The organism is Salmonella sp. FC25216, from assembly GCF_057751355.1.
Window position 1 is genome coordinate 117,273 of sequence record NZ_JBDGON010000001.1, and the last position, 26,064, is coordinate 143,336.

Consider the following 26,064-nt stretch of genomic DNA (forward strand, 5'->3'; position numbering starts at 1 on the left):
CTTGTTGCATCCATAAAAAAGGCGCAGTCGCCTGCGCCTTTTTATCTGTGTTCAATGCCAGGCCGAATAAGCGTAGCGCCATTCGGCAATAATGCCAGCATCGGCCTGATGGCAACACATTATGTCTTATCAGGCCGATAACTTTATCGCATTAGCTCAGGCGACCGTGACACTGTTTGTATTTCTTACCGGAACCGCAAGGGCAAGGATCGTTACGTCCAATCTTACGTTCGCCTGTTTGGGCGGCCAGATCGGCAGCCACGGCGGCATCGTCATCCTGATGGCTTAGCTGCTGCATCTGCGCCAGGCGCTCCGCCTCTTCGCGACGCTGCATTTCCATCGCTTCGACCTCTTCCGGCATACGTACCTGGACTTTGCTCAGGGTACTGATCACTTCATATTTCAGCGATTCCAGCATCGCAGCGAACATAGCGAAGGATTCGCGCTTGTACTCCTGCTTTGGATCTTTTTGCGCATAGCCGCGCAGGTGAATACCCTGACGCAGGTAATCCATTGCCGCCAGATGCTCTTTCCACAGGGAATCGAGAGTTTGCAGCATCACGCCTTTCTCGAAATGACGCATCATTTCAGCGCCAACCACCTCTTCTTTACGCTGATACACCTCAATAGACTGCGCCAGGATGCGCTCACGCAGCGTCTCCTCGTGCAGTTCCGGCTCTTTATCCAGCCATTCGGCAATCGGCATCTCCAGGTCGAAGTCGTTTTTCAGGCGTTCCTGCAAACCCGGGATGTCCCACATCTCTTCCAGCGACTGCGGCGGAATGTAGGCGTCAATGGTCGCCTTAAAGACATCTTCGCGAATGCTGTTAATGGTGTCGCTTACGTCAGACACATCCAGCAGTTCGTTACGCTGGGTATAAATTGCACGGCGCTGATCGTTCGCCACATCATCATATTCCAGCAGTTGCTTACGAATATCGAAGTTACGGCTTTCTACTTTACGCTGCGCGTTAGCAATAGCTTTAGTCACCCACGGGTGCTCAATCGCTTCGCCCGGCTTCATCCCCAGTTTACGCATCATACCGGAGACACGATCGGAGGCGAAAATACGCATCAGCGCATCTTCCATCGACAGGTAGAAACGGGAAGAACCTGGATCGCCCTGGCGACCGGAACGGCCACGTAGCTGGTTGTCGATACGGCGAGACTCATGGCGCTCGGTACCAATGATATGCAGACCGCCTGCAGCCAGAACTGCGTCGTGGCGTACCTGCCAGTCAGCCTTAATCTGCGCAATCTGTTCTTCCGTCGGCGCTTCCAGCGCGGCGACTTCCGCCTGCCAGCTACCACCCAGCATAATATCGGTACCACGACCCGCCATGTTAGTAGCGATAGTGACCGCCGCAGGATAACCGGCCTGCGCAACGATGCCTGCTTCGTTGGCGTGGAATTTAGCGTTCAGTACGTTATGTTTGATGCCCGCTTTGGTCAGCTCTCTGGAGACCACTTCAGACTTCTCGATAGAAATCGTCCCGACCAGCACTGGCTGACCGTTCGCGGTACGCTCTTTAATATCTTCGATAATGGCCTGGATTTTTTCCGCTTCGGTCATGTAGACCAGATCCGGCAAATCTTTACGGATCATCGGACGGTTAGTCGGAACAACGACGGTGTCCAGCTTATAGATAGAGCTAAATTCGAAGGCTTCAGTATCCGCCGTACCGGTCATACCGGCCAGCTTTTCATACAGACGGAAGTAGTTCTGGAAGGTGATAGACGCCAGCGTCTGGTTTTCATTCTGAATTTCAACGCCTTCTTTCGCTTCTACCGCCTGGTGCAGGCCGTCAGACCAGCGACGCCCCTGCATGGTACGACCGGTATGCTCATCAACAATGATGACTTCACCGTCTTTCACAATGTAATCCACGTCGCGGGTAAACAGCGCGTGCGCGCGCAGCGCGGCGGTAACGTGATGCATCAGCATAATGTTGGCAGGGGAGTAGAGCGACTCGCCTTCATCCATGATGCCTTCTTGCACCAGTAGCTCTTCAATCAACACCAGACCGCGTTCGGTCAGGTTAACCTGGCGCGCTTTCTCATCAACGGAGAAGTGGCCTTCGCCCTGGAAAGTGTCAGAATCTTCTTTCTCCTGACGAATCAGGTGCGGAATGATTTTGTTCACTTTTTTGTACATTTCCGAGCTGTCTTCCGCCGGGCCGGAAATAATCAGCGGGGTACGCGCTTCATCGATCAGGATGGAGTCAACCTCATCCACCAGCGCATAATGCAGTTTACGCTGCACGCGCTCTTCCGGGCTGAACGCCATGTTGTCGCGCAGGTAGTCAAAACCGTATTCGTTGTTAGTGCCGTAAGTGATGTCGGCAGCGTAAGCTTCACGCTTGGCTGGCGCAGGCATACCTGGCAGGTTGATGCCAACGGACATACCGAGGAATTCGAACAGCGGACGGTTGTTTTCGGCGTCACGCTGAGCCAGATAGTCATTCACAGTCACCACGTGAACGCCTTTGCCGGACAGCGCGTTCAGGTAGGCTGGCAGCGTTGCGGTCAACGTTTTACCTTCACCGGTACGCATTTCCGCGATGCAGCGATCGTTGAGCACCATACCACCCAATAGCTGAACGTCGAAGTGACGCATCCCAAAGACGCGTTTACTGGCTTCACGCACCACCGCGAACGCTTCCGGAATCAGGCTCTCTACGCTTTCGCCTTTTTCAATACGTGCGCGAAATTCATTGGTTTTCGCTTTCAGTTCGTCATCGGAGAGTTTTTCCATCTCCGGTTCCATCGTATTAATAAGGCTGACGGCCTTACGCATACGACGCAGTGTACGATCGTTACGGCTACCGAATACTTTCGTTAATAGTTTGATTAGCATAATAAAGTCTCAAACGCCCCGCGCCGCGGAGCTACAAATAAAGTTAAAAGGTCTTTTTTCGTTAGCTGAGACGTTGAGGCCCTGCGCGGATACCCTGTGCCTGACTTATCCAGGCCGGGATGCTAAACGCGGTTCGCGGCGCGAAATATGCCAGGGAGACGTGACGAACAATAGCAGGCGGCGTCCGCTCCTGCGTGAGCATCGCGCTGAGCGTATTCAGTAAGGCGATATGATGCGCCTGTAATGGCGACGGCGCGTCGGCAACGGGCAGCGTTTGCGGCGCCATTGCAAAAGAAAGGTGGCGAATCACCGTGCGAATAGCGTGCTGATGCCAGTAGTCTACGGTGAAATTAGGACGACGGTTAGAGGCTTCTAACAGCGCAAGATGGCTAAAGTTAACTTTAGATGCGGTGCTGGCGGTCGCCCTTGCAGGCGTATTGGTTTCGGCGGCGTTACTGAGCGCGGGCAAACCAAAACTCGCCGCGACCATCCCTAATAAGAGATGCGGCCAGAAGTATCGTCTGCCTAACTGTCGCCAGCGCGTCAGTATTCCACTCACGTCATTGCCACCTGATATGCCCCTCGTGGGCTTACGAAATCAAAACAATTTGCGCACAAATCTTATCATTAAAGCGTACGCGCTACAGCAGTAATGACGAGAAACAAAGATAAAAAATGGCTAAGAAAACAGCGAACGCGCCGTATTTCGATTTAATCCTGCTAAACAGGCGCGGATATAGAGAGAAACATTGTCTTCCGGCACCAGGCTACCTTGACCAAAAAACAGCGTTGGCGTTGTTTCCCCACTATCATCGGCAGATCAAACAGTTTACAACGTTCTTCGGTCAGGTATAGACGCTACCGTGGCGGATGGTTAGCGTCATCTGTTCAACCGTCATGATTTCAGCGGCGAAAATTATATTGCCTCGTTGGTACGATTTTCATCATCCAGCGTCATTACACTGCGGCCTTTATGAATACTCTAACGTCGAGATTCCACAGCGTCCTTAATACTTTCGCGGATAGCAGCTAATCGCTCGCAAATCACTGCATCCCGTTCAAGGATCTTATTTTTACGTCGCTGGTTATCCGGTGTCGGATTCTCTTCGAGATACCCGAGCACCTGTTCATATTCTTTATTCAGCTTGCTATGATACTTTACCAGTAAGGCTTCAATCTTAGACGCTTTTTCAGGTGTTAATCCTTCACTGGCTCTTTCATAATCATAACAAGCAGTGGCTATATCATGAATAGGTAACGAGACCCCTTTTATTACTGAAGAGATAAGGCTAGCCACGAGGATACCGCCCGCCCGCGAGGGTTCCACAACGAGTGACTTTATTTTTGCCCCACACTCCCAGACGGTACCTTTCTCGGCAGATTTTATTTTCCGGTCAATTTCCTGGGTTTTTAAATGCGGGTTAGGATTTATTTTATTGCTTACAACGCCTGCGGCATAATCGTAAAGCTTTTTACCTGCCCACGCTAATCCTGCGCCAATCCCCGCGCCGATGAACGTCCCCAAGCCGGGAACGATTGCCGTGCCGATGACAGCGCCCAACACGCCACCAGCGATACCAATCCCAGTGTGTACCCCCGTTTGCAACAAGAGTTCGAGCGTTTTATTCTCTTTAAAACGCTCAACAGCTTCATGGTTATTAAGCACGTTTAACGATTTCTGAATGGAGTGCAACTCGTGCTTGAAGGCAGATTGTATTTTCTTGAAATTCATCACATCCTTCAACGTCATTTTCTCTTCTTCAAGAGAACTCGTTTCTCCCAGCACAGATACAGGCATGATATAAGGCGAACACAGAACCTTTTCAGCTTTTAAAGTTCCACTTAAATTTTCTTCAGCGAACGTTCTCCATAACGAATTCAGCCCATTACATATATCGGGGAAGGTCATTTTTACATAACCATTGGCATCAACGACATGTTGATAAAGAAAATCTTTCATCAATTCACTAATCTCAGAGACATACAAAGGGAGCTGCCCTGTAGATACCGCCAATTGGTAGGCATTACTCTCACCGCAGCATGGGGTCACCGCGTTTATAGAAACGCACAATGGATCTGCTGTTTCATGTGGATAAAGTTTAAGCTGGTCAAGTAACATACCAAATTGCACTGTTCGTTCTTCATCGCCTCCAATAATAACAGGCTCAACGAACTTATTCTCATCTAAAGGAAAATGAGCGCGCGCAGGTAATAACACACCATCGTTTACGGCAGATATTAGAGAGAAAATCATCATACTGCGTGCTCCCCTTTATTAGAGAAGTTATAATGTAAAAAATTATTCCATATCTTTCCCCTTTTAGTTACCAGGCATTTACCTGATCAGGTCATCCTGTACCGGTCTGGTCACTGGCTGATTTTCTCTGCTGCTGCAACAGCTCTTGCCCGGAGAGACAGGGCATATCCGCCATGTTCATTTGCCCGGTTTTCAATTTTTACGTTACTTTTTGGCCATTCGCGAAGGATGTGAAGGGAATATCGTTGAGTTCACAGTATTACTGGTCAGTCAGGTTACTGCGCGACAGATAATAACATGTTGTTTTTTATTCAATGGTTCAGCATGGTTTTGACATCAACTGATGCCATCAGAGTTGTGGTTAGAGGCCGCTAATATTATCTGCTGAAATTATTATGAAAAAATGAATTCGCCGGGAGTCCACGCTAAAATGGCCGTATTAAGAGAAACGCAGATAACGAATAGTAAAAAAAACGACTGGCTCGCCTGGCCGGAGAGAGTGCCAGGTTTACCAGTCGAATTTATACGACAGCGTATGTCGTTATGCCAGTACCGTCGAAGGCGCTTTGAAAGCCAACGGTAGTTCTGCGTCGTCCTGGAAGGTCACAAATTCCCAGGCTTCCTGTTTTGCCAGGACTGCCTGTAACAGTTTGTTATTCAATGCGTGACCGGATTTATACGCGGTAAACGCACCAATAATATTGTGACCACACATGAACAAGTCACCAATCGCGTCAAGCATTTTGTGACGAACGAATTCATCTTCAAAACGCAGGCCGTCTTCGTTCAATACGCGATAATCGTCAACAACGATGGCACAATCGAAGCTGCCGCCCAGGCACAGGCCGCGAGACTGCAGATATTCGATATCACGCATAAAACCGAAGGTACGCGCACGGCTGATCTGGCGCATGAACGCATCCGCAGAGAAGTTCATCGCATAGCGCTGGCTGCTGGAATCGATAGCCGGATGGTTAAAGTCGATGGTGAAATCCAACGTAAAACCATTGTACGGTCTGAATTCAGCCCATTTATCGCCATCTTCAACCCGAACAGTCTCTTTGATGCGTACGAATTTTTTGGCGCAGTTCAGTTCATCAATACCGGCATCAAGCAGCAGGTAGACAAACGGAGCGGCACTGCCATCCATGATCGGGATTTCCGGGGCATTAACCTCAATAACGATGTTATCGATACCTAACCCCGCCAGAGCAGCATTCAGGTGCTCAACGGTTGAAATCCGTACATCATGCTCATTCACCAGACACGTACAGAGCATGGTATCACGCACAGATTTGGCATCGGCCGGGAAATCTACCGGTGGATTCAAGTCGGTGCGACGATAGATGACCCCGGTATTGGCCGGCGCAGGGCGTAATGTCAGGGTGACTTTTTTGCCGGTGTGTAAACCGACGCCAGTCGCCTGAACGATACGTTTAAGTGTCCTTTGTTTGATCATCGTATAATCTCGCCAAATTACCTATCCAACCGAAGTGTACTATACATTCGGCGGGCCAGTTTAGCACAAAGAGCCCAGAATCCCAAATTCCAGCTAATTCTTAATCAGCTTGCTTACGCAGGAATGCGGGGATATCCAGATAATCCGGCTCTTTCGCCGCCTGTGGCGTATTGTCGTTAACCACTTTCGCGACCGTTTTTTGCTCCTGCGTCAGCGGCGCCATACCGTGCTGCTGATAACGATCCAATACCGGCTGCTGCACCTGTTTGTTGGTCACCAAAGTGATTTCCGGACGTTTGTCCATACCAATACCGGTCGCCACCACGGTCACGCGCAGTTCATCATTCATATCCGGGTCCAGAGAGGTACCGATAACCACGGTGGCGTTATCCGACGCAAACGCGCGAATGGTGTTACCGACGGTTTCAAACTCGTCCAGACGCAGGTCGAAGCCCGCCGTAATGTTGACCAACACGCCGCGCGCGCCGGACAGGTCGATATCTTCCAACAGCGGAGAAGAAATAGCCATTTCAGCCGCTTCTTCCGCACGGTCTTCACCGCTCGCCACGCCGGAGCCCATCATTGCGTAGCCCATTTCAGACATCACGGTACGCACGTCAGCAAAGTCGACGTTCATCAGGCCCGGACGGGTGATCAGCTCTGCGATACCCTGAACCGCGCCTTTCAGCACGTCATTCGCCGCGCCGAACGCGTCGAGCAGGGAGATACCACGGCCCAGCACCTTCAGCAACTTGTCGTTCGGGATGGTGATCAACGAATCTACATGTTTGGACAGCTCGGTGATACCCTGCTCCGCAAATGCCATGCGCTTTTTGCCTTCAAAATTGAAAGGCTTAGTCACCACGGCAACGGTCAGAATACCTAAATCTTTTGCCACTTCAGCAACCACTGGTGCCGCGCCGGTTCCGGTACCGCCGCCCATGCCTGCCGCGATAAATACCATGTCTGCGCCCTCAAGCGCCGCACGCAGCGCTTCACGGTCTTCGTCCGCCGCATTACGACCGACTTCCGGGTTTGCGCCGGCGCCCAGACCTTTGGTAATGCCGCTACCAATTTGGATGGTCTGGCCAACCGCCGTTTTACGCAACGCCTGCGCGTCGGTATTCACCGCGAAGAATTCAACACCTTCGATGCGCTCGCGCACCATGTGTTCAACAGCGTTACCGCCGCCGCCACCGACGCCGATGACTTTAATCACCGCGTCGTTGGTTAGTTCCATAGGTTCAAACATAATCTCTCTCCGTCATGTGCCTGTCGCCTGAGGCCGTAATATCTGGCGGCCTCATAAAAATTAAAACTCTTTTCGCAGCCAGCTATTAAGTCGCTTGATCCACGAGCCAACTGATGCCGTAACACGTTTTTCCACTTCTGCCTCACCGTTTAAGTGGGACTCTTTCCCGTAGTGAAGCAATCCCACCGCCGTTGAGTAATACGGTTCCTGGGCATAATCCGTCAGACCAGTGATATTCAGCGGCGCGCCGATACGCACCTGCGTATGGAACACACGCTGAGCGCAAGCAGCAAGCCCTTCGATTTGCGCCGCGCCGCCGGTTAACACAATCCCCGCCGCCAGGTGATGTTTTACCCCTTGTTGGCGAAGCTGTTCCTGTAATTGCAATATTTCTTCGTTGACCAGATTGAGCAGCTCGGTATAACGCGGCTCAATTACTTCCGCCAGCGTCTGGCGTTGCAGGCTGCGCGGCGGACGCCCGCCTACGCTCGGCACTTCAACGCTCTCGTCTTTACCGACGATAGAACCCAGCGCGCAACCGTGGCGGACTTTAATGGCTTCGGCATCGCTCGGCGGCGTACCAAAGGCATAAGCGATATCACTGGTCACCACGTTCCCCGCGTAAGGGATCACTTTGGTATGACGCAGCGCGCCGCCAGTATAAACGGCGATATCCATTGTACCACCGCCGATATCCACGACACAGACGCCCAGTTCACGTTCATCTTCCGTCAACACGGAATAACTGGCCGCCAGTCCGGCAAATATCAGTTGGTCAACTTTCAGACCACAACGTTCAACAGCTTTGACAATGTTTTTTGCCATATCGTTGTGGCAGGTAATCAAATGTACTTTCGCCTGCATGCGCACACCGGAAAGACCGACCGGATTTTTAATGCCCTCCTGGTAGTCAATGGCGTACTCCTGAGGAATCACATGCAGCACGCGATGCTCATCGCGCACGCGCACTGACTTCGCAGTATGCACGACGTTTTCCACATCTTCCTGCGTCACTTCTTCTTCAGAGATAGGCACCATGCCTATCTCATTCTGACAGCTAATATGCTTTCCAGAAAGCGCCAGATATACCGAGGAGATCTGGCAATCGGCCATCAATTCCGCCTGGTCAATGGCGCGCTGAACGCATTTCACCACTGACTCAAGGTCATTCACCCCGCCTTTATCCATACCCCGCGATGGGCAACTGCCCACGCCAATGATATTGACCATACCGTCGGGCAGAACTTCCCCTACTAAAGCGGCAACCTTCGCGGTGCCGATCTCCAGTCCTACTACCAGTTTTCTGTCCGTCGCCTTGATCATTGTTGTTCTGCCTGTGCCTGATTCTGTTGCTGATTAGATTCCTCAGGGGGGAGCGGCGCCCAGCCAACCGCCGCACCTGAGTCATAACGCAAATCAACGTAGCTAATCCGTTTGCCATCGGTTTGCGCCTGCTGCTGTAAAACCGGATAGAGTTCTACAAAGCGAGCCAACCTTTTCATCGTATCGCCCCTGCCGAGATTGAGCTTAATGCCGTTATTAAGCGTCAATTGCCAGGAGCGACGTGCGGTCATCGCCGCTTCCTTCAGAGTGAATTTATCCTTAGCCAGCACCTGCCCCATCTCGCGGTATCCCTGCAACACTTCACTCGCGCTGCCTTCCGGGCCGTACAACATGGGTAAAACCTGTTTGCCGATGCGATCTGACGGCACACTGAAGGTATTCCCTTCAGCATCGACCATATGTTGATCATTCCAACGCGCAATCGGCACATATTCAACCAGATGAATCTTCAATTCATCAGGCCACTGTTTTCTGACGCTGGCCTGTTTAATCCACGGCAAACGCTCAATCTGGCTCTGGATAATGTTCACATCCTGCGTCATGAAGGTTCCCGGCGCGCCCAGAGCCAGTATCGCCTGGCGGATATCATCGTTACGCGTGTAGTGACGCTCGCCGGTTAACACCAGCTTTGATAACGGTAAACGCTGCGCATCTTCCATCCACCCTAACACGACCCACCCGCTAACAAACACGGTGCACAGTACCGTCAGCAGGAATAAAATTCCCGCAAGACGCGTTCCATTATTGCGGCGTGAAGAAGGTGTCTCTTCGTCACTGTTTCGCGTGTTCAGCGCAGCCTGCGACATATCAGTCCGCCAACTCCAGTATTCGTACCACTAACTGCGAGAAGCTCATTCCCGCCTGACGCGCCGCCATCGGCACCAGACTATGGCTGGTCATACCCGGAGAAGTATTGGCTTCCAGCAGATAAAACTGACCATCGCTGTCCAGCATGACGTCAATACGCCCCCATCCCGTGCAGCCTAAAGCTTTCCATGCCTGCAGGACGAGCGACTGTAGCGCGGCTTCCTGAGGCGCTTCTAAACCGGCAGGGCAGAAATACTGTGTCTCATCAGAGAGATACTTCGCCTCATAATCATAGAAGGTTCCTGCCGGTTGGATACGAATTGACGGTAAAATTTCTTCGCCAACTATCGCCACCGTAAATTCCGGACCGCACAGCCATTTTTCAATCAGTATTTCGTCATCATGCTGAAAAGCCAATGATAACGCACCCTGCAAAGCATTTTCTTCTACCACTTTCGTCATACCGACGCTGGAGCCTTCACGGCTGGGTTTGACGATCAGCGGTAAACCCAGCGCCAAAATTCGCGCTTTTTGTTCTTCGCTAAGGCCTTTTTCAAACCCGGCGCGCGTCAACGCGACCCACGGCGCGACGGGTAACCCTGCGCCCTGCCACAGCAATTTACTGCGCAGTTTATCCATTGAAAGCGCCGAGGCCATCACTCCGCTGCCGGTATAAGGCAGGCCGAGCAGTTCAAGCATTCCCTGTAAGGTGCCATCTTCACCGCCACGGCCATGCAACGCAATAAAGACCTTCTGAAAGCCCATTGCTTTAAGCTGCGCGACATCGACCTCTTGCGGATCGACGGGATACGCATCAATGCCGCCTTCACGTAACCCTGCCAACACTGCCGCGCCGGAATTTAACGAGACCTCCCGCTCCGCAGAGGTTCCGCCCAACAGGACCGCGATTTTATCAGCCATGTTGCTCTTCCTCCTGGATTTGCGGCTTCAGCTTGATTTCAGATAAGTAACGCGCAATTTTGCCAACATTTCCTGCGCCTTGCACTAATATCAAGTCGTTACCCGTAAGCACCGGTGCTAACATTGTCGCAACCTGAGCCGGATCGGAAACCAGAATCGGGTCAATTTTTCCCCGATTACGAATCGTGCGACATAAAGAACGGCTATCCGCGCCCGGAATCGGCGCTTCGCCCGCCGGGTAAACGTCCAGCATCAGCAGCGCATCGACCTGCGTCAGCACATTAGCGAAATCGTCATACAGATCGCGCGTGCGCGTGTAACGGTGCGGCTGAAACAGCATCACCAGGTTTTTATCCGGCCACCCCGCCCGCGCGGCTTTAATGGTGGCGTCTACTTCGGTCGGATGATGACCATAGTCATCCACCAGCATCGCCGTCCCGGCTTTACCATTCACCGGCTCAAGCGGGAACTCGCCGAGGAAGTCAAAGCGACGCCCGGTCCCCTGGAAGCTTTCCAGCGCCCGCAGGATAGCATCATCGTCGATGCCTTCTTCGGTCGCTACCGCCACTGCCGCCGCGGCATTCAAGGCATTGTGGCGACCCGGCGCATTCAACGTCACGCGCAGATCCGGCATTCCCTGGCGCAGCAGCGTAAAGTGCCCCTGCGGCCCTATCTGCTGATAATCTTCTACGCGGACATCAGCATCCTCGCTAAAACCATACGTCGTGGTCTGACGCCCCACCCGCGGCAGCAGCTCGCGGATAACCGGATCGTCGACGCACATTACCGCGCGACCATAGAACGGCAGGTTATGCAGGAAGTTAATAAACGTCTGCTTTAAATTTTCAAAGTCGCCATGATAGGTATCCATATGGTCAGCTTCGATGTTGGTGACAATCGCGACCATCGGCTGCAAATGCAAGAAAGACGCGTCGCTCTCATCCGCCTCGGCAATCAGGTAACGACTATGGCCCAGACGCGCATGAACGCCTGCGGCTTTCACCAGTCCGCCATTCACGAAAGTCGGGTCCAGCCCCGCTTCGGCATAAATACTGGACACCATTGCGGTCGTTGTGGTTTTACCGTGGGTCCCGGCAATGGCAATACCGTGGCGAAAACGCATCAGTTCCGCCAGCATTTCCGCACGGCGAATAACCGGAATACGCGCCTCATGCGCCGCGACAATTTCCGGGTTATCCGCGGAAATCGCGCTGGAAACCACAACCACGCTGGCATCGCGCACATTTTCCGGACGATGGTTAAAGAAAATCGTCGCCCCCAGGCTCGTCAACTGCTGGGTCACCGGATTCGGCGCTAAATCGGAACCACTGATCTGATACCCTTCATTGGCCAGAACTTCGGCAATACCGCCCATACCAGCACCACCGATGCCGACAAAGTGAATGTGCCGAACGCGACGCATTTCGGGCACGATGGAACGCAGTTTTGCCAGTTGTTGTGTATTCATTCTTTACGCCATTAACTCCAATACCCGTCATACTTCAAATTGCAGGTGCGTTGGCTTTCCTGCAACCCAAATTATTGAGGGTAGAAAAACCCTACGATGCAAAAGGCACCGCTACAAATTATGTCCGGGCAACCCGGCTGACTTCACTGGCGACGCGCTCGGTGGCATCCGGAATAGATACCGCGCGGGCACGCTCCGCCATGGTTAATAACGTCGCGCGCGACCACCCCGCCAGGGTGTCGGCGACAGCCTCTACAGTAAACTGCGGCTGCTCAAAAATCTTAGCTGCGCCAGCGTTTTCTAACGGCAGCGCATTCCAGTACTGCTGCCTGTCTTTATGTTGAAACGGCACGAATATCGCCGGTAACCCGGCGGCGGCGATCTCGCTCACCGTTAAAGCGCCGGAACGACACACCACCACATCCGCCCACGCATAGGCGGCGGCCATATCATCGATAAATTCCGTCACCTTATGCTGCGGTTGTCCCGCCCCGGCATACGCCTGCTCTACCGTGTGCTGCGCGCCTTTTCCACTTTGATGCCAGATTGTAACCGTATCGCCCAGTCTGGCGGCAACCTGCGGCAACGTCTGGTTCAGGACTCGCGCCCCCTGCGAACCGCCGACCACCAACACGCGAATCGGGCCGCCACGACCGGCCAGACGCGTCTGCGGCAGCGGCAACGCCAGTACGTCGGTACGCACCGGGTTACCCACCACTTCCGCGTTCGGAAACGCACCGGGAAACGCCTGCATCACCGTGGTCGCGATTTTGGCCAGCCACTGATTGGTTAGCCCGGCGATACCATTTTGCTCATGCAAGACGACCGGAATACCCAATGACCAGGCGGCAAGACCGCCGGGGCCGGAAACATAACCGCCCATTCCCAGCACGACATCCGGCTTAAACCGTTTCATGATCGCCCGCGCCTGCCGCCAGGCGTTAAAAATCCGCAACGGCGCCGCCAGAAGTGCTTTTACGCCTTTACCGCGCAGGCCGGAGATCCGAATAAAGTCAATGTCGATACCATGCTTCGGCACTAAATCCGCTTCCATACGATCGGCGGTACCCAGCCAGCGAACCTGCCAGCCCTGGGCCATTAAATGATGCGCAACGGCCAGTCCCGGGAACACGTGTCCGCCGGTACCGCCCGCCATCACCATTAACCGCTTCGGTTGACCACTCATCGAGAACCTCGTGTAAACGCCTGCGCTTTTTCCAGACGCGTTTCATAATCAATACGTAATAAAAACATAATGGCCGTCGACATAATCAACAGACTCGACCCGCCATAGCTGATCAGCGGCAGCGTAAGTCCTTTGGTCGGCAGCATCCCCGCAGCCGCGCCAACGTTTACCAGCGCCTGGAAGCTAAACCAGATACCGATAGAACACGCTAAAAAACCGGAAAAACGGTGGTCAATCTCCAGCGCCTTACGGCCAATCGACATCGCGCGAAAAGCGACGAAGAATACCATTAAAAGCGCCAATACCACACCGATATAACCCAGTTCTTCCCCAATAATGGCGAAGATGAAATCGGTGTGCGCCTCCGGCAAATACTCCAGTTTCTGCACCGAATTCCCCAGCCCTTGCCCCCATATCTCACCGCGACCAAAAGCCATCAGCGACTGCGTTAGCTGATAACCGCTGCCGAACGGATCTTCCCAGGGATTCCAGAAAGAGGTGACGCGGCGAATACGATACGGTTCGGCGAGGATTAGCAGAATCACCGCCGAGATGCCCATCCCGATAATGGCGATGAACTGCCATAATTTCGCCCCGGCGAGAAACAGCATCGCCAGCGTGGTGACAAACAGTACGACCACCGTCCCGAGGTCAGGCTGCGCCAGCAGTAACACCGCCAGCACCAGAATCACCCCCATTGGTTTTAAAAAGCCGCGCAGGTTGTTTCGCACCTCATCAACCTTACGCACCAGATAGTTCGCGAGGTAGCAAAACAGCGACAGCTTGGTAAACTCCGCAGGCTGGATACGCAGCGGCCCCAGCGCAATCCAGCGCGACGCCCCGTTGACTGAACTCCCGACGACCAGCACGATAAGCAGCATAATGATCGACGCAATCAGCATCGTCGTGCTGTATTTTTGCCAGAAAGTCATTGGCAAACGCAGCGTGACCATCGCCAGACAAAATGCCAGGAAGATATAGAGCGCATCACGTTTGGCAAACAAAAACGGATCGTTCGCCAGGCGCTGCCCGACTGGCATGGAGGCCGACGTCACCATGACAAAACCAATCGCCGCCAGCCCGAAGGTCAGCCATAGCAGCGTGCGGTCATACATGATCAGGCTGTCGGCGTCTTTATCGCGCGAAGCCATCACCCAGCCTTTAAGCGCCGCAAACAGCCAGGCCAGGAGGCCAAAACCTGGTACGCGCGGCATTCTCAGACGGGGGAGAGATAAACGCATCAACCTAACTCCTTCGCCAGACGGGTAAAGACATCGCCCCGTTGCTCAAAACTTTTAAACTGATCGAGGCTGGCGCAGGCGGGCGACAACAGCACCATATCCCCCGGCTGAACGCGTGGCGCCAGCAGACGCATCGCCTCTTCCATCGTCTCAGTCTGTTGGGCGATTTCCGGGCGCAGCGCGGCAAGCTGCGCACCATCGCGCCCAAAGCAATACAGACGGATACGGTCGCCGGTCAAATAGCGCGCCAACGAAGAAAAGTCTGCCGACTTACCGTCGCCGCCCAGCAGCAGATGCAGCGTACCGTCCACATGCAAACCGTTTAGCGCCGCTTCGGTACTGCCGACGTTGGTCGCTTTCGAGTCGTTGATCCAACGTACACCGTTATGCTCCAGCGCCAGTTGGAAGCGGTGCGCCAGACCGGTAAATGTCGTCAACGCCTTCAAACTGCTGGCGCGCGGCAGGCCTGCGGCATCCGCCAGAGCCAGCGCCGCTAACGCATTGGTATAGTTATGCTGACCGGAAAGCTTCATCTCTTTCACGTTCAGCACCTTCTCGCCTTTGACTCGCAGCCAGGTTTCGCCCTGCTGACGATTAAGGTGATAATCCCCCATATTGACGCCAAAGCTGACACAGCGTTCATCGGCCCCGCGTACCGGCATCGTCAACGCGTCATCGGCATTCACTACGCACACTTTCGCCTTCTCGTAGACGCGCAGTTTCGCCGACCGGTACTGTTGCAGACCAAACGGATACCTATCCATATGATCCTCAGTAACATTGAGCACCGTTGCCGCCACCGCCTGCAAACTTGACGTGGTTTCCAGTTGGAAACTGGATAATTCCAACACGTACAATTCGCGATCGGCATCCAACAGCATCAGCGCCGGAAGACCGATATTGCCGCCAACACCAACACTGACGCCCGCCGCCTTCGCCATCTCACCCACTAATGTGGTCACGGTGCTTTTGCCGTTAGAGCCGGTGATGGCCACAATCGGCGCTTGCGCTTCGCGGCAAAACAGTTCGATATCGCCGACAATTTCTACTCCAGCGCTGGCGGCAGCGCTAAGAGAGGGATGCGCCAGGGCGATGCCAGGGCTGGCGACGATTAAATCCGCCGCTAAGAGCCACTCGTCGTTCAGACCGCCAACGTGACGCTCAACCTCTTGCGGCAGCTTATCCAGACCCGGCGGCGTCACGCGAGTATCCATCACCCGCGGCGTCACGCCGCGGGCGAGGAAAAAGTCCACGCAAGAGAGTCCGGTTAAGCCCAGACCGATAATGACGACGTTTTTGTCCTGATAATCAGCCATGATTAACGTACCTTCAGCGTTGCCAGGCCAATGAGCACCAGCATCAGCGAAATAATCCAGAAGCGCACAATCACGCGCGGTTCCGGCCAGCCTTTCAGTTCATAGTGGTGATGGATAGGCGCCATACGGAAAATACGCTGTCCGCGTAGTTTGAAGGAACCCACCTGCAGGATGACCGACAGGGTTTCCACCACAAAGACGCCACCCATGATCACCAGCAAGAATTCCTGACGCAGTAGCACGGCGATAATGCCCAACGCGCCACCCAACGCCAGCGATCCGACATCGCCCATAAAAACCTGCGCCGGATAGGTGTTAAACCACAAGAATCCTAATCCCGCGCCGACAATCGCCGTACAGACAATCACCAGCTCGCCCGCATGACGCAAATACGGAATATGCAGGTAATTGGCGAAGTTCATGTTCCCGGTCGCCCAGGCCACCAACGCAAAGCCGGCGGCAACGAAAACAGTCGGCATAATCGCCAGACCATCAAGCCCATCGGTCAGGTTCACGGCGTTACCCGTACCGACGATGACAAAGTAGGACAGCAGAATGTAAAACAGCCCCAATTGCGGCATAACATCTTTAAAGAACGGTACCACCAACTGGGTCGCGGGCGTGTCTTTCCCGACGAGATAAAGCGCAAAGGCCACGCCGAGCGCGATAACCGACATCCAGAAATATTTCCAGCGCGCAATCAGCCCTTTGGTATCTTTCCGCACCACTTTGCGGTAGTCATCGACAAAACCGATAATGCCGTAGCCAATCAGTACCACCAGCACGCACCAGACGTACGGGTTAGACGGGTAAGCCCATAACAGAACGGAAATCACAATCGCCGTCAGGATCATGATGCCGCCCATCGTCGGCGTACCACGTTTACTGAAGTGCGATTCCGGGCCATCATTACGTACCACCTGGCCAAAAGAGAGTTTTTGCAGACGAGCGATCATACGCGGGCCCATCCATAAAGAGATGAACAGCGCGGTCAGCAGGCTGACGATGGCGCGAAACGTCAGATAAGAAAAGACGTTAAAGCCGGAATAATATTTGACCAAATGCTCGGCCAGCCAAACTAACATGAACCTTTCTCCTGTAACGCATGAACCACGTCTTCCATCGCGGCGCTGCGTGATCCTTTCACTAAAATAGTCATCATCGGTTGCTCCTGAAGCAGAGCGTGTAAACGCGCAATCAGCGCGGCTTTATCGGCAAAATGTTCGCCGACGCCGCTGGCGTGACTGATAGCCTGACTGAGTTTTCCGGTACTTAACACGCGATCAATACCCGCCGCCTTTGCGGCCTCGCCAACCTGGAGGTGGCACGCTTCGCTTTCTGCGCCCAGTTCGGCCATATCGCCTACCACCAGCACGCGGTAGCCTGGCATTTCAGAAAGGACCTGCACTGCGGCGGTCATCGAACCGACGTTGGCGTTATAAGCGTCATCCAGCACCAGTTGTTTTTCACTTAGCTGAATCGGGAACAGACGCCCGGGTACGGCTTTTAACGTTGCCAGCCCTGCTTTAATCGCCGTAAGCGTCGCCCCCACCGCCATTGATAAAGCAGAGGCCGCCAGCGCGTTAGCAATATTATGCCGCCCCGGCAACGGCAGTAGCACATCAATGCTGCCCATCGGCGTTTGCAGGGTAAATTCGGTACCGTGTGACGTAACGTGGATATTCGCGGCAGTAAAGTCGCTGTTTGCCGCATTCGGCGAAAAGCGCCACACCTGGCGATCGCCAATAATGCTTTGCCAGTTCAGCCAGTCATTATTATCGGCATTCATAATCGCGATACCGTTCTCAGGCAAACCGGTATAGATTTCGCCTTTCGCTTTCGCCACGCCGGCCAACGAGCCGAAGCCTTCCAGATGCGCCGCCGCCAGGTTATTGACCAGCGCCGCTTCCGGGCGCGTCAGGCTAACGGTCCAGGCGATTTCCCCCTGGTGATTAGCGCCTAACTCGATTACCGCATAGTCATAATCATGGTTTAAGCGCAGCAGCGTTATTGGCACGCCGATGTCGTTGTTAAAATTGCCCGCGGTATACAGGGTATTTCCACACTGGCTAAGCATCGCGGCGGTCATCTCTTTGACCGAGGTTTTGCCGGACGAACCGGTTAACGCCACCACCCGCGCCGGTACCTGCATACGCACCCAGGCGGCCAGTTGGCCAAATGCCTGACGCGTGTCGTTTACAATCACCTGCGGAAGATCGATATCCAGAGGACGGCTGACCAACAGTGCGCCAGCGCCGTTCGCTTTTGCTTTATCGGCAAAATCATGTGCATCAAAGCGTTCCCCTTTCAGCGCCACGAACAGGCATCCCGGCGTCACTTTCCGTGTATCGGTAATGACCGTATCGAGAGTGAGATCCGCCCCGCGATGTTCGGCGCCAAGGACATCGGCAATTTTGCTGAGCGTTACGCTAATCATGCGATCACCCCCAGCAAACGCGCTGCGGTCACGCGGTCTGAATAATCAAGACGCTGCGTGCCGACAATCTGGTAATCCTCGTGCCCTTTACCTGCAATCAGCACGAGGTCATTGTCTTTTGCCTGCATAATGGCGTTGGTTACCGCCTCAGCGCGGCCTTCCATTACCCTGACCTGCCCGGCGTCCAGCATTCCAGCCAGAATATCGTTGATAATGGCGCGCGGCTCCTCGGTACGCGGGTTATCGTCAGTCACCACGACGATATCCGCGAACTCTTCGGCAATGGCCCCCATGAGTGGGCGCTTACCTTTGTCACGATCCCCGCCACAGCCAAAGACGCACCATAATTTTCCGGCGCAGTGCAGACGCGCCGCCTGCAACGCTTTTTCCAGCGCATCAGGCGTGTGCGCGTAATCGACAACGACAGTGGCTTTGCCTGGCGCGCTAAAGACTTCCATCCGCCCGCAAACCGGCTGCAAACGCGCGGCGGTTTTCAGCAAATCCGTTAACGGATAGCCCAGCGCCAGCAGCGTCGCCAATGCCAGCAGTAAGTTGCTGACGTTAAACGCGCCCATCAGGCGGCTTTCTATTTCGCCTTCACCCCAGCTTGAAGCAAAACGAATCGTCGCTCCGCGGTCGTGGTAGTCCACCGCCTCCGCTTTCAGCCAACGGCCGTGACAGTTAGGATTGATATGCCCTTCCATCGATACTGCGACCGCATCGGGTAGCGACGCCAGCCAGCGGCGTCCAACTTCATCATCGGCGTTGACGATTGCCTGCCCGTGATGGTGAGTTGAATAAAGCATCCATTTTGCCGCCTCGTAATGCGCCATATCGCCATGATAGTCGAGATGGTCGCGGCTCAAATTAGTAAATACGGAGGCAGCAAATTTCAGCGCCGCCACGCGATGCTGCACCAGGCCGTGAGAAGAGACTTCCATCGCGCCGAAGGTCGCGCCCTGCGCAACCAGACTGGCCAGCACATGCTGAACATCCACAGCGGAACCGGTTGTGTTCTCCGTCGGGATCACTTTGCCCAACAGTCCGTTGCCTACCGTTCCCATCACCGCGCTGGTTTCGCCGAGCAACTGGCTCCACTGCGCCAGCAGTTGGGTGGTGGTGGTCTTGCCGTTGGTGCCGGTCACCGCCACCAGACGCATGTTTTCAGATGGCTCATGGTAAAAGCGGCCCGCCAGCGCCGATAAACGCTCATTGAGCTGGCTGAGATAGACGACCGGTACGCCGTGCATTTCGCGAATCTCACCGTCGGTCGCCTCGTCTTTCGCCTCTGCAATAATGGCAGCTACGCCTTGCGCTATCGCCTGCGGGATATATCGACGCCCGTCCGCCTGATGACCCACCACTGCCACAAAGAGATCGCCCGCCGCAGCCACACGGCTGTCGAGCGTCATCTCTCGCAGTTCTCGCGCGGGTAGTCCAGCTACCCACGGAGCAAGAAGGTCGCGCAAATTACGATCTGCCACCTGTTCCCTCGCCTTGATTAATTACGAATTCATTTTTTTCGCCCGTTGCCAGCGCGTCCGGTTCGATGTTCATGGTGCGCAGAACGCCGCCCATGATGGCACCAAACACCGGCGCGGAAACGGCGCCGCCGTAGTATTTACCCGCCTGCGGATCGTTGATTACAACTACCAGCGCGAAGCGCGGCTGACTCGCAGGCGCTACGCCTGCGGTATAAGCAATGTATTTGTTGATGTAGCGACCGTCCGGCCCCACTTTTTTCGCCGTACCGGTTTTGATAGCGATACGGTAGCCTTTAATTGCCGCCTTCACGCCGCCGCCGCCAGGCAGCGCCACGCTTTCCATCATATGCACCACGGTGCGCACGGTGGATTCAGGGAAGATGCGTTCGCCGGGTACAGGCGGATCGACTTTGGTAATCGACAGCGGGCGATAAATGCCATAGCTACCGATCGTTGCATAGACTCGCGCTAACTGTAACGGCGTTACCATTAGCCCGTAGCCGAAAGAGAAGGTGGCCCTCTCTATGTCGGACCACCGTTGTTTTTGAGGATATAAGCCACTGCGTTCTCCGACCAACCCCAAATTGGTCGCCTTTCCTAGCCCAAAACGTGAGTAAGTATCTACTAACGCTGAGGACGGCATCGCTAACGCCAGTTTGGATACGCCGACGTTACTCGACTTCTGTAGAACCCCGGTCAGGGTTAATTCGCTGTAGCGCGCCACGTCTTTGATTTCGTGGCCGTTAATTCGGTATGGAACGGTATTCAACACCGTATTTTCGTTGACGATACCGCGCTGAAGCGCGGTCATCACCACCATCGGCTTAACCGTAGAACCCGGTTCAAACACGTCGGTGATGGTGCGGTTACGCATCGCGTCTTTCGGCGTACCGGCAAGGTTGTTGGGGTTATAGGAAGGGCTGTTCGCCATCGCCAGTACTTCACCGGTATTGACATCGACCAACACCGCGCTACCGGATTCTGCCTTGTTAAACGCCACCGCATTGTTCAGTTCGCGGTAAACCAACGCCTGTAAGCGTTCATCAATGCTTAACGCCAGGTTGTGCGCCGCCTGGCTGTCAGTGGAGGAGATATCCTCAATCACGCGGCCATAGCGGTCTTTACGCACGATTCGCTCGCCAGGCTGACCGGTAAGCCACTTATCGAAGCTCTTTTCAACGCCTTCAATCCCCTGACTGTCGACGTTGGTAAAACCGATGAGGTGAGCGGTTACTTCTCCTGACGGGTAGTAGCGGCGTGATTCTTCACGCAAATGAATACCCGGCAGTTTGAGTTTTTTGATGTAGTCTGCCATGTCGGGATTTACCTGGCGCGCCAGATAAATAAAACGCCCTTTCGGGTTGGCGTTGATACGGGCGGAGAGCTGATCGAGCGGAATATTGAGCGCAGTAGAAAGCGCTTTCCAGCGATCGCCGACGCTGATGCCGCCGGCGTCATGAACTTCTTTCGGATCGGCCCAGATCGCCTTAACCGGTACGCTGACCGCCAGTGGACGCCCGGAACGGTCAGTAATCATACCGCGTGAGGTGGAGACTTCCTGAACACGCAGCGAACGCATATCGCCCTGACGCACCAGCATATCCGGAGCGATAATCTGTAGCCACGCCGCGCGCCCGAGTAAAAAAACCAGCGCCAGTAAAATACAGCCGCACAGCAACGCAAAACGCCAACTGATGAAGTTGGTCTGTTCTTCCTGGCGTTTCGATTTTATACGCGTCATCCTTCAAGCTGCCTCTGCGTTGCCTGCGCATACTCGCCCCTGTCACTTACCTGAGTAAGCTCCCGAGGATTCATACGCTTGCCGCTTTGATGCACCATGAATGCTTTCGCGTATAGCGTTTTTGCCGCTGCTTTCATGCGTCGCGTTTATCCTTATTTTTGCACTACGATATTTTCTTGGGACGGATCAACATGCTGCATTTGCAGCTTTTCCGTTGCGATCCGCTCCACCCGGCTATGATCGCCGAGCGCGTTTTCTTCAAGGATCAGGTTGCGCCATTCAATGTCCAATGCATCGCGCTCCAGAACCAGTTGTTCACGTTGCGCGGTGAGTAAGCGAGTATGGTGCGCCGTCGTGACCACCGTCACCGCCGTTAAAATAATGCAAATGAACAAGCAGAGTGGCAGCTTCCCGAACCGCAAAAGATCGTCACCGATCACGCCAGGCAAGGCATGGCGCTCGTTGCTTCCTATCGATCCCTTAACTTTGCTTAGGGCTTCTGTCACTCTGCTGATCATGCGTTCGTCCTCTCTGCGATACGCAGAACTGAACTACGGGCCCGAGGATTTTCAGCTACCTCTTTTTCACCCGGCATCAACTTGCCTAACGCTCGTAACTCACGACCGCCCAGTTTTTTGAGCTGCGCTTCCGTCATCGGTAATCCGGCCGGCACTTGCGGACCGCGGCTTTGCTCACGCATAAAGCGTTTCACAATACGGTCTTCCAGCGAGTGGAAACTGATGATTGAAAGCCGCCCGCCCGGGGCCAGCACGTTGAGCGAGCTTTTTAGCGCCTGCTCTATCTCCTCCAGTTCACTGTTTACCCAGATGCGCACCGCCTGGAAGGTACGGGTCGCGGGATGTTTGAATTTGTCTTTTACCGGGGTCGCCGCCGCAACCACTTCCGCCAGCTCTTTGGTGCGGGTCATCGGCTGTTCGCGATTGCGCTCAACAATGGCGCGAGCAATACGTTTGGCAAAACGCTCCTCGCCGAATGTTTTTAACACCCAGGCGATATCCGCCTCTTCCGCCGTTTGTAACCACTCGGCGGCAGACTGGCCGCGCGTCGGGTCCATTCGCATATCCAGCGGACCGTCGCGCATAAATGAAAAACCGCGCTCCGCATCATCAAGCTGCGGAGAAGAGACGCCAAGATCGAGAAGGACTCCGTCAATCTTGCCGGTAAGCTCGCGCTCGGCCACATAATCAGCCAACGCGGAAAAAGGTCCATGAATGATGGAGAAGCGAGGATCATTAATGGTCTGCGCAACGGCGATCGCCTGCGGATCGCGATCGATCGCCAACAAACGCCCCTCTTCGCCCAGTTGCGAGAGGATCAGGCGCGAGTGGCCGCCGCGACCAAATGTGCCATCAATATAGATACCATCCGGACGAATATTCAGCCCATTAACGGCTTCATCCAACAGTACCGTAGTGTGTTTAAAATTTTCCATCATCTTATAGAGACAAGTCCTGCAGCCGCTCCGATAACGTTTCGGTAGCTGACTGTTCAGCGTCGATATCTTCCTTGACCTGTTGATACCAGGTCGTTTCATCCCACAGCTCAAATTTGTTGAACTGTCCAACCAGCATCACTTCTTTCGTCAGTCCGGCATGTTGCCGCAGAACTGGCGCGATCAGTAATCGACCTGCACCGTCCATCTGACATTCGCTGGCATGGCCCAACAGTAACCGCTGTACGCGACGTTCTACCGGGTTCATGCTCGACAGACGAGATAACTTTTGCTCAATAATTTCCCATTCAGGCAGGGGGTAAAGCAGCAGGCATGGGTGATGAATGTCAATGGTACATACCATTTGACCGGTAGCGCTCTCGATCAGCTGCTCCCGATAACGGGTCGGCACGGTCAGGCGCCCTTTACTGTCGAGATTGACTAACGTTGCCCCCCGGAACATGCCAGTCTCACCCCTTCTTACCACTTTATCCCACAAATTCCCACTCGAAGGAGTTTACGGAGCGGAGGAAAAGCTTGTCAAGCAAGTCACAACGCTTACCGAAGTAAAAAAGCCAATGTTTATGACGAATATCTGCGTTGATTAATTTCCGTCCAGCGCACCAGACAAATTAACGTTATGAATATTTGTAAGAAAAAAACCAAAGACCCACCACCGTTTAAAACGGACTCAATATAATCCGAGAAAAATATAAAGTGTCAGTTTGCGACGCGAGCGGCATTTTAGGACATATTGCACTGTGTTAACAATGTCTGTTTAACGTGTGCGACACCTGCTATACCAGCGCCTACGGGCGTCTGTTGCGCCAGAGAGAGAAAGTGGCTGTTAATTCGACGATTTCTTGCCCGCCTGTAACAAAACAAGACAAAGGAAAACACTTGTTACGTCTTAATTATCGGAATGCGGACAAAAGAAAGGTAATAAAAAAGAATTTTCGGATAATTTTAAGGAATAATCTTAATTATTCGAGGGATATTTTTACTGATACGCTTTTTGTTTGACGGCGGCAGAAGAGAGGGTCTTTTACCGCCGGTCCGTTAGGTACGGCTTAGAATGCCACGACGATACAGGTTTCGCCGAATACGCGTTAAGCCCGGTTTCGGTTTACGCGGTTCATCAAGGCTTGCCAGCACAATCTCCAGCACGCGTTCCGCGACATCGCGATGACGCTGCGCCACCGCCAGCACCGGACATTGCAGAAAATCCAGCAGCTCATGATCGCCGAAGGTCGCAATCGCCAAATCCGAGGGCAGTTTTCCATCGCGCCGCAGCGTAACGTCCATCACACCCTGTAATAGCGCGAACGATGTGGTAAAGAGCGCCTGCGGCATAGGATGCGTTTCCAGCCATTTCTCAAATAGCTGTGCGGCGGCTTCGCGTTCATAGCTGTTGGCATATAAGAAATTCACCTCCCGCGGATCGTCTTTCCATGCGGTACGGAATCCCTGTTCGCGCAGGAAGCTGACAGACAACTCCGGCAGCGCGCCCAAATAAAGCACCGTTTCCGCCGGGAATTTACGCAGTTCTTCCGCCAACATCTCGGCATCATCCTGATCGGCGCCGACCACGCTGGTGAAATGTTCACGATCCAGCGCGCGGTCGAGCGCGACGATGGGGAACGGATCGTTAGCCCAGCGCTGATAAAAGGGATGTTCCGGCGGTAACGAGGTTGAAACAATGATTGCATCCACCTGGCGTTGTAAAAGGTGCTCAATACAGCGCATTTCGTTATCCGGCTGATCTTCAGAACAGGCGATCAGCAGTTGGTAGCCACGCTGGCGCGCCTGGCGCTCAAGATAGTTTGCGATACGGGTGTAGCTCGTGTTTTCAAGGTCCGGAATCACCAGACCAATGGAACGTGTGCGTCCAGCACGTAGCCCGGCAGCCACAGCATTAGGATGGTAATTGTGCTCACGCACCACCGCCATGACTTTTTCTACGGTTTTGTCGCTCACGCGGTATTGCTTTGCTTTACCGTTTATAACGTAGCTTGCAGTTGTACGCGAGACACCGGCCAGCCGAGCGATTTCATCCAGTTTCACAATTGCCCCTTGTGTAAATTGTACAAACCATAACCTTTATGTCGGCATGGGTTAAAATCTTTAACATCTAAGCGCAGTTTGATCACTCCGGCAACCGCTTTTATTCCGGGTTACCACGGATTTCGCAAAAAAAAGCCCAACCGGTGATATTGGGTTGGGGGCGATAATTCCTGTTGGCTCATATCCGGCAAATCTGCCTGATGGCGCTACGCTTATCCGGCCTGGGCCAGATATCAGCCTGTAGGCCGGATAAGACGCGACCGCGTCGTCATCCGGCAAATCTGCTCAGCGCATAATCTTATCGCCGCGCGAAAGCCCGACGACGCCTGAACGCGCCACTTCAACAATTTTCGCCACGTCTCGCAGCGAGGCCAGAAAAGCATCCAGTTTATCGCTGGTGCCCGCCAGTTGGACGGTATACAGCATTGGCGTGACATCAATAATCTGGCCACGGAAAATTTCCGTATTACGCTTCACCTCTTCTCGTCCGTAGCCGCTGGCCTGGATTTTCACCAGCATGACCTCCCGCTCAACGTGCGCTCCCTGTCCCAGCTCGCTGACGCGCAGCACATCAACCAGCTTGTGCAGTTGCTTTTCAATTTGCTCAAGCACTTTTTCATCGCCTACCGTCTGGATTGTCATGCGTGACAACGTCGGATCGTCTGTCGGCGCGACGGTCAGGCTTTCAATATTATATCCGCGTTGCGAAAAGAGGCCGATAACCCGCGATAACGCCCCAGATTCGTTTTCCAGTAATACCGATAATATCCGGCGCAT

The 26,064-nt window shown here is 53.9% G+C and carries 21 protein-coding genes and 1 pseudogene; all 22 read right to left on the reverse strand.

From position 1 onward, the window contains the following. Positions 1-151: 151 nt before the first annotated feature. On the reverse strand, positions 152-2,857 hold the full coding sequence (secA, locus tag AC3G3F_RS00530; RefSeq protein ID WP_023245718.1) for a preprotein translocase subunit SecA: 2,706 nt from the start codon (positions 2,855-2,857) through the stop codon (positions 152-154). 61 nt (positions 2,858-2,918) lie between these two features. Beyond that, positions 2,919-3,416 carry a secA translation cis-regulator SecM gene (secM, locus tag AC3G3F_RS00535; RefSeq protein WP_023245717.1) on the reverse strand — a complete coding sequence of 166 codons (498 nt, stop codon included), beginning with the start codon at positions 3,414-3,416 and terminating at the stop codon, positions 2,919-2,921. 245 nt (positions 3,417-3,661) lie between these two features. Then, a pseudogene (locus AC3G3F_RS00540) lies at positions 3,662-3,827 on the reverse strand (3,4-dihydroxy-2-butanone-4-phosphate synthase); the annotation flags it as partial. A gap of 12 nt (positions 3,828-3,839) precedes the next feature. Next, a complete protein-coding gene (locus AC3G3F_RS00545) occupies positions 3,840-5,114 on the reverse strand; it encodes a hypothetical protein (RefSeq protein ID WP_053508814.1) in 1,275 nt (424 codons plus the stop codon). 541 nt (positions 5,115-5,655) lie between these two features. Continuing rightward, positions 5,656-6,573, reverse strand: a complete 918-nt coding sequence (lpxC, locus tag AC3G3F_RS00550) for a UDP-3-O-acyl-N-acetylglucosamine deacetylase (RefSeq protein ID WP_000595487.1) — start codon at positions 6,571-6,573, stop codon at positions 5,656-5,658. Between the two features lie 100 nt (positions 6,574-6,673). After that, entirely contained in the window at positions 6,674-7,825 is a 1,152-nt protein-coding gene (gene ftsZ / locus AC3G3F_RS00555) for a cell division protein FtsZ (RefSeq protein WP_000462785.1), read from the reverse strand. Positions 7,826-7,885: 60 nt separating this feature from the next. Next, positions 7,886-9,148, reverse strand: coding sequence for a cell division protein FtsA (gene ftsA, locus AC3G3F_RS00560; protein ID WP_000588463.1), 1,263 nt, complete (start codon positions 9,146-9,148; stop codon positions 7,886-7,888). Next, entirely contained in the window at positions 9,145-9,975 is an 831-nt protein-coding gene (ftsQ, locus tag AC3G3F_RS00565; RefSeq protein WP_000075728.1) for a cell division protein FtsQ, read from the reverse strand. Before ftsQ ends, ftsA begins: the two co-directional genes overlap by 4 nt. Before the next feature lies 1 nt (position 9,976). Further along, positions 9,977-10,897, reverse strand: a complete 921-nt coding sequence (locus AC3G3F_RS00570) for a D-alanine--D-alanine ligase (RefSeq protein WP_053508818.1) — start codon at positions 10,895-10,897, stop codon at positions 9,977-9,979. Then, positions 10,890-12,365, reverse strand: a complete 1,476-nt coding sequence (murC, locus tag AC3G3F_RS00575) for a UDP-N-acetylmuramate--L-alanine ligase (RefSeq protein WP_023245714.1) — start codon at positions 12,363-12,365, stop codon at positions 10,890-10,892. The genes AC3G3F_RS00570 and murC overlap by 8 nt, the downstream gene beginning before the upstream one ends. A 118-nt stretch (positions 12,366-12,483) precedes the next feature. After that, positions 12,484-13,551: an undecaprenyldiphospho-muramoylpentapeptide beta-N-acetylglucosaminyltransferase gene (gene murG / locus AC3G3F_RS00580; protein WP_023245713.1), complete on the reverse strand. Its 1,068-nt coding sequence runs from the start codon at positions 13,549-13,551 to the stop codon at positions 12,484-12,486. Beyond that, a complete protein-coding gene (ftsW, locus tag AC3G3F_RS00585) occupies positions 13,548-14,792 on the reverse strand; it encodes a cell division protein FtsW (RefSeq protein ID WP_001239803.1) in 1,245 nt (414 codons plus the stop codon). Before ftsW ends, murG begins: the two co-directional genes overlap by 4 nt. Beyond that, on the reverse strand, positions 14,792-16,108 hold the full coding sequence (murD, locus tag AC3G3F_RS00590) for a UDP-N-acetylmuramoyl-L-alanine--D-glutamate ligase (RefSeq protein ID WP_053508820.1): 1,317 nt from the start codon (positions 16,106-16,108) through the stop codon (positions 14,792-14,794). Before murD ends, ftsW begins: the two co-directional genes overlap by 1 nt. A 2-nt stretch (positions 16,109-16,110) precedes the next feature. Then, positions 16,111-17,193, reverse strand: coding sequence for a phospho-N-acetylmuramoyl-pentapeptide-transferase (gene mraY / locus AC3G3F_RS00595; RefSeq protein WP_000964138.1), 1,083 nt, complete (start codon positions 17,191-17,193; stop codon positions 16,111-16,113). After that, positions 17,187-18,545 carry a UDP-N-acetylmuramoyl-tripeptide--D-alanyl-D-alanine ligase gene (murF, locus tag AC3G3F_RS00600; protein ID WP_023245711.1) on the reverse strand — a complete coding sequence of 453 codons (1,359 nt, stop codon included), beginning with the start codon at positions 18,543-18,545 and terminating at the stop codon, positions 17,187-17,189. The genes mraY and murF overlap by 7 nt, the downstream gene beginning before the upstream one ends. After that, the gene (gene murE / locus AC3G3F_RS00605; protein ID WP_053529481.1) at positions 18,542-20,029 is read right to left on the reverse strand and encodes a UDP-N-acetylmuramoyl-L-alanyl-D-glutamate--2,6-diaminopimelate ligase; all 1,488 of its coding nucleotides are present in this window, start codon (positions 20,027-20,029) and stop codon (positions 18,542-18,544) included. The genes murF and murE overlap by 4 nt, the downstream gene beginning before the upstream one ends. Beyond that, entirely contained in the window at positions 20,016-21,770 is a 1,755-nt protein-coding gene (gene ftsI / locus AC3G3F_RS00610; protein ID WP_000196885.1) for a peptidoglycan glycosyltransferase FtsI, read from the reverse strand. Before ftsI ends, murE begins: the two co-directional genes overlap by 14 nt. Positions 21,771-21,922: 152 nt before the next feature. Next, positions 21,923-22,288 carry a cell division protein FtsL gene (ftsL, locus tag AC3G3F_RS00615; protein WP_000625651.1) on the reverse strand — a complete coding sequence of 122 codons (366 nt, stop codon included), beginning with the start codon at positions 22,286-22,288 and terminating at the stop codon, positions 21,923-21,925. Further along, positions 22,285-23,226 carry a 16S rRNA (cytosine(1402)-N(4))-methyltransferase RsmH gene (gene rsmH, locus AC3G3F_RS00620; RefSeq protein ID WP_023245708.1) on the reverse strand — a complete coding sequence of 314 codons (942 nt, stop codon included), beginning with the start codon at positions 23,224-23,226 and terminating at the stop codon, positions 22,285-22,287. Before rsmH ends, ftsL begins: the two co-directional genes overlap by 4 nt. Before the next feature lies 1 nt (position 23,227). Continuing rightward, entirely contained in the window at positions 23,228-23,686 is a 459-nt protein-coding gene (gene mraZ, locus AC3G3F_RS00625) for a division/cell wall cluster transcriptional repressor MraZ (protein ID WP_000488294.1), read from the reverse strand. Between the two features lie 596 nt (positions 23,687-24,282). Further along, entirely contained in the window at positions 24,283-25,287 is a 1,005-nt protein-coding gene (cra, locus tag AC3G3F_RS00630) for a catabolite repressor/activator (protein WP_023245706.1), read from the reverse strand. Positions 25,288-25,572: 285 nt separating this feature from the next. Beyond that, a complete protein-coding gene (gene ilvN / locus AC3G3F_RS00635) occupies positions 25,573-26,064 on the reverse strand; it encodes an acetolactate synthase small subunit (protein ID WP_023245705.1) in 492 nt (163 codons plus the stop codon).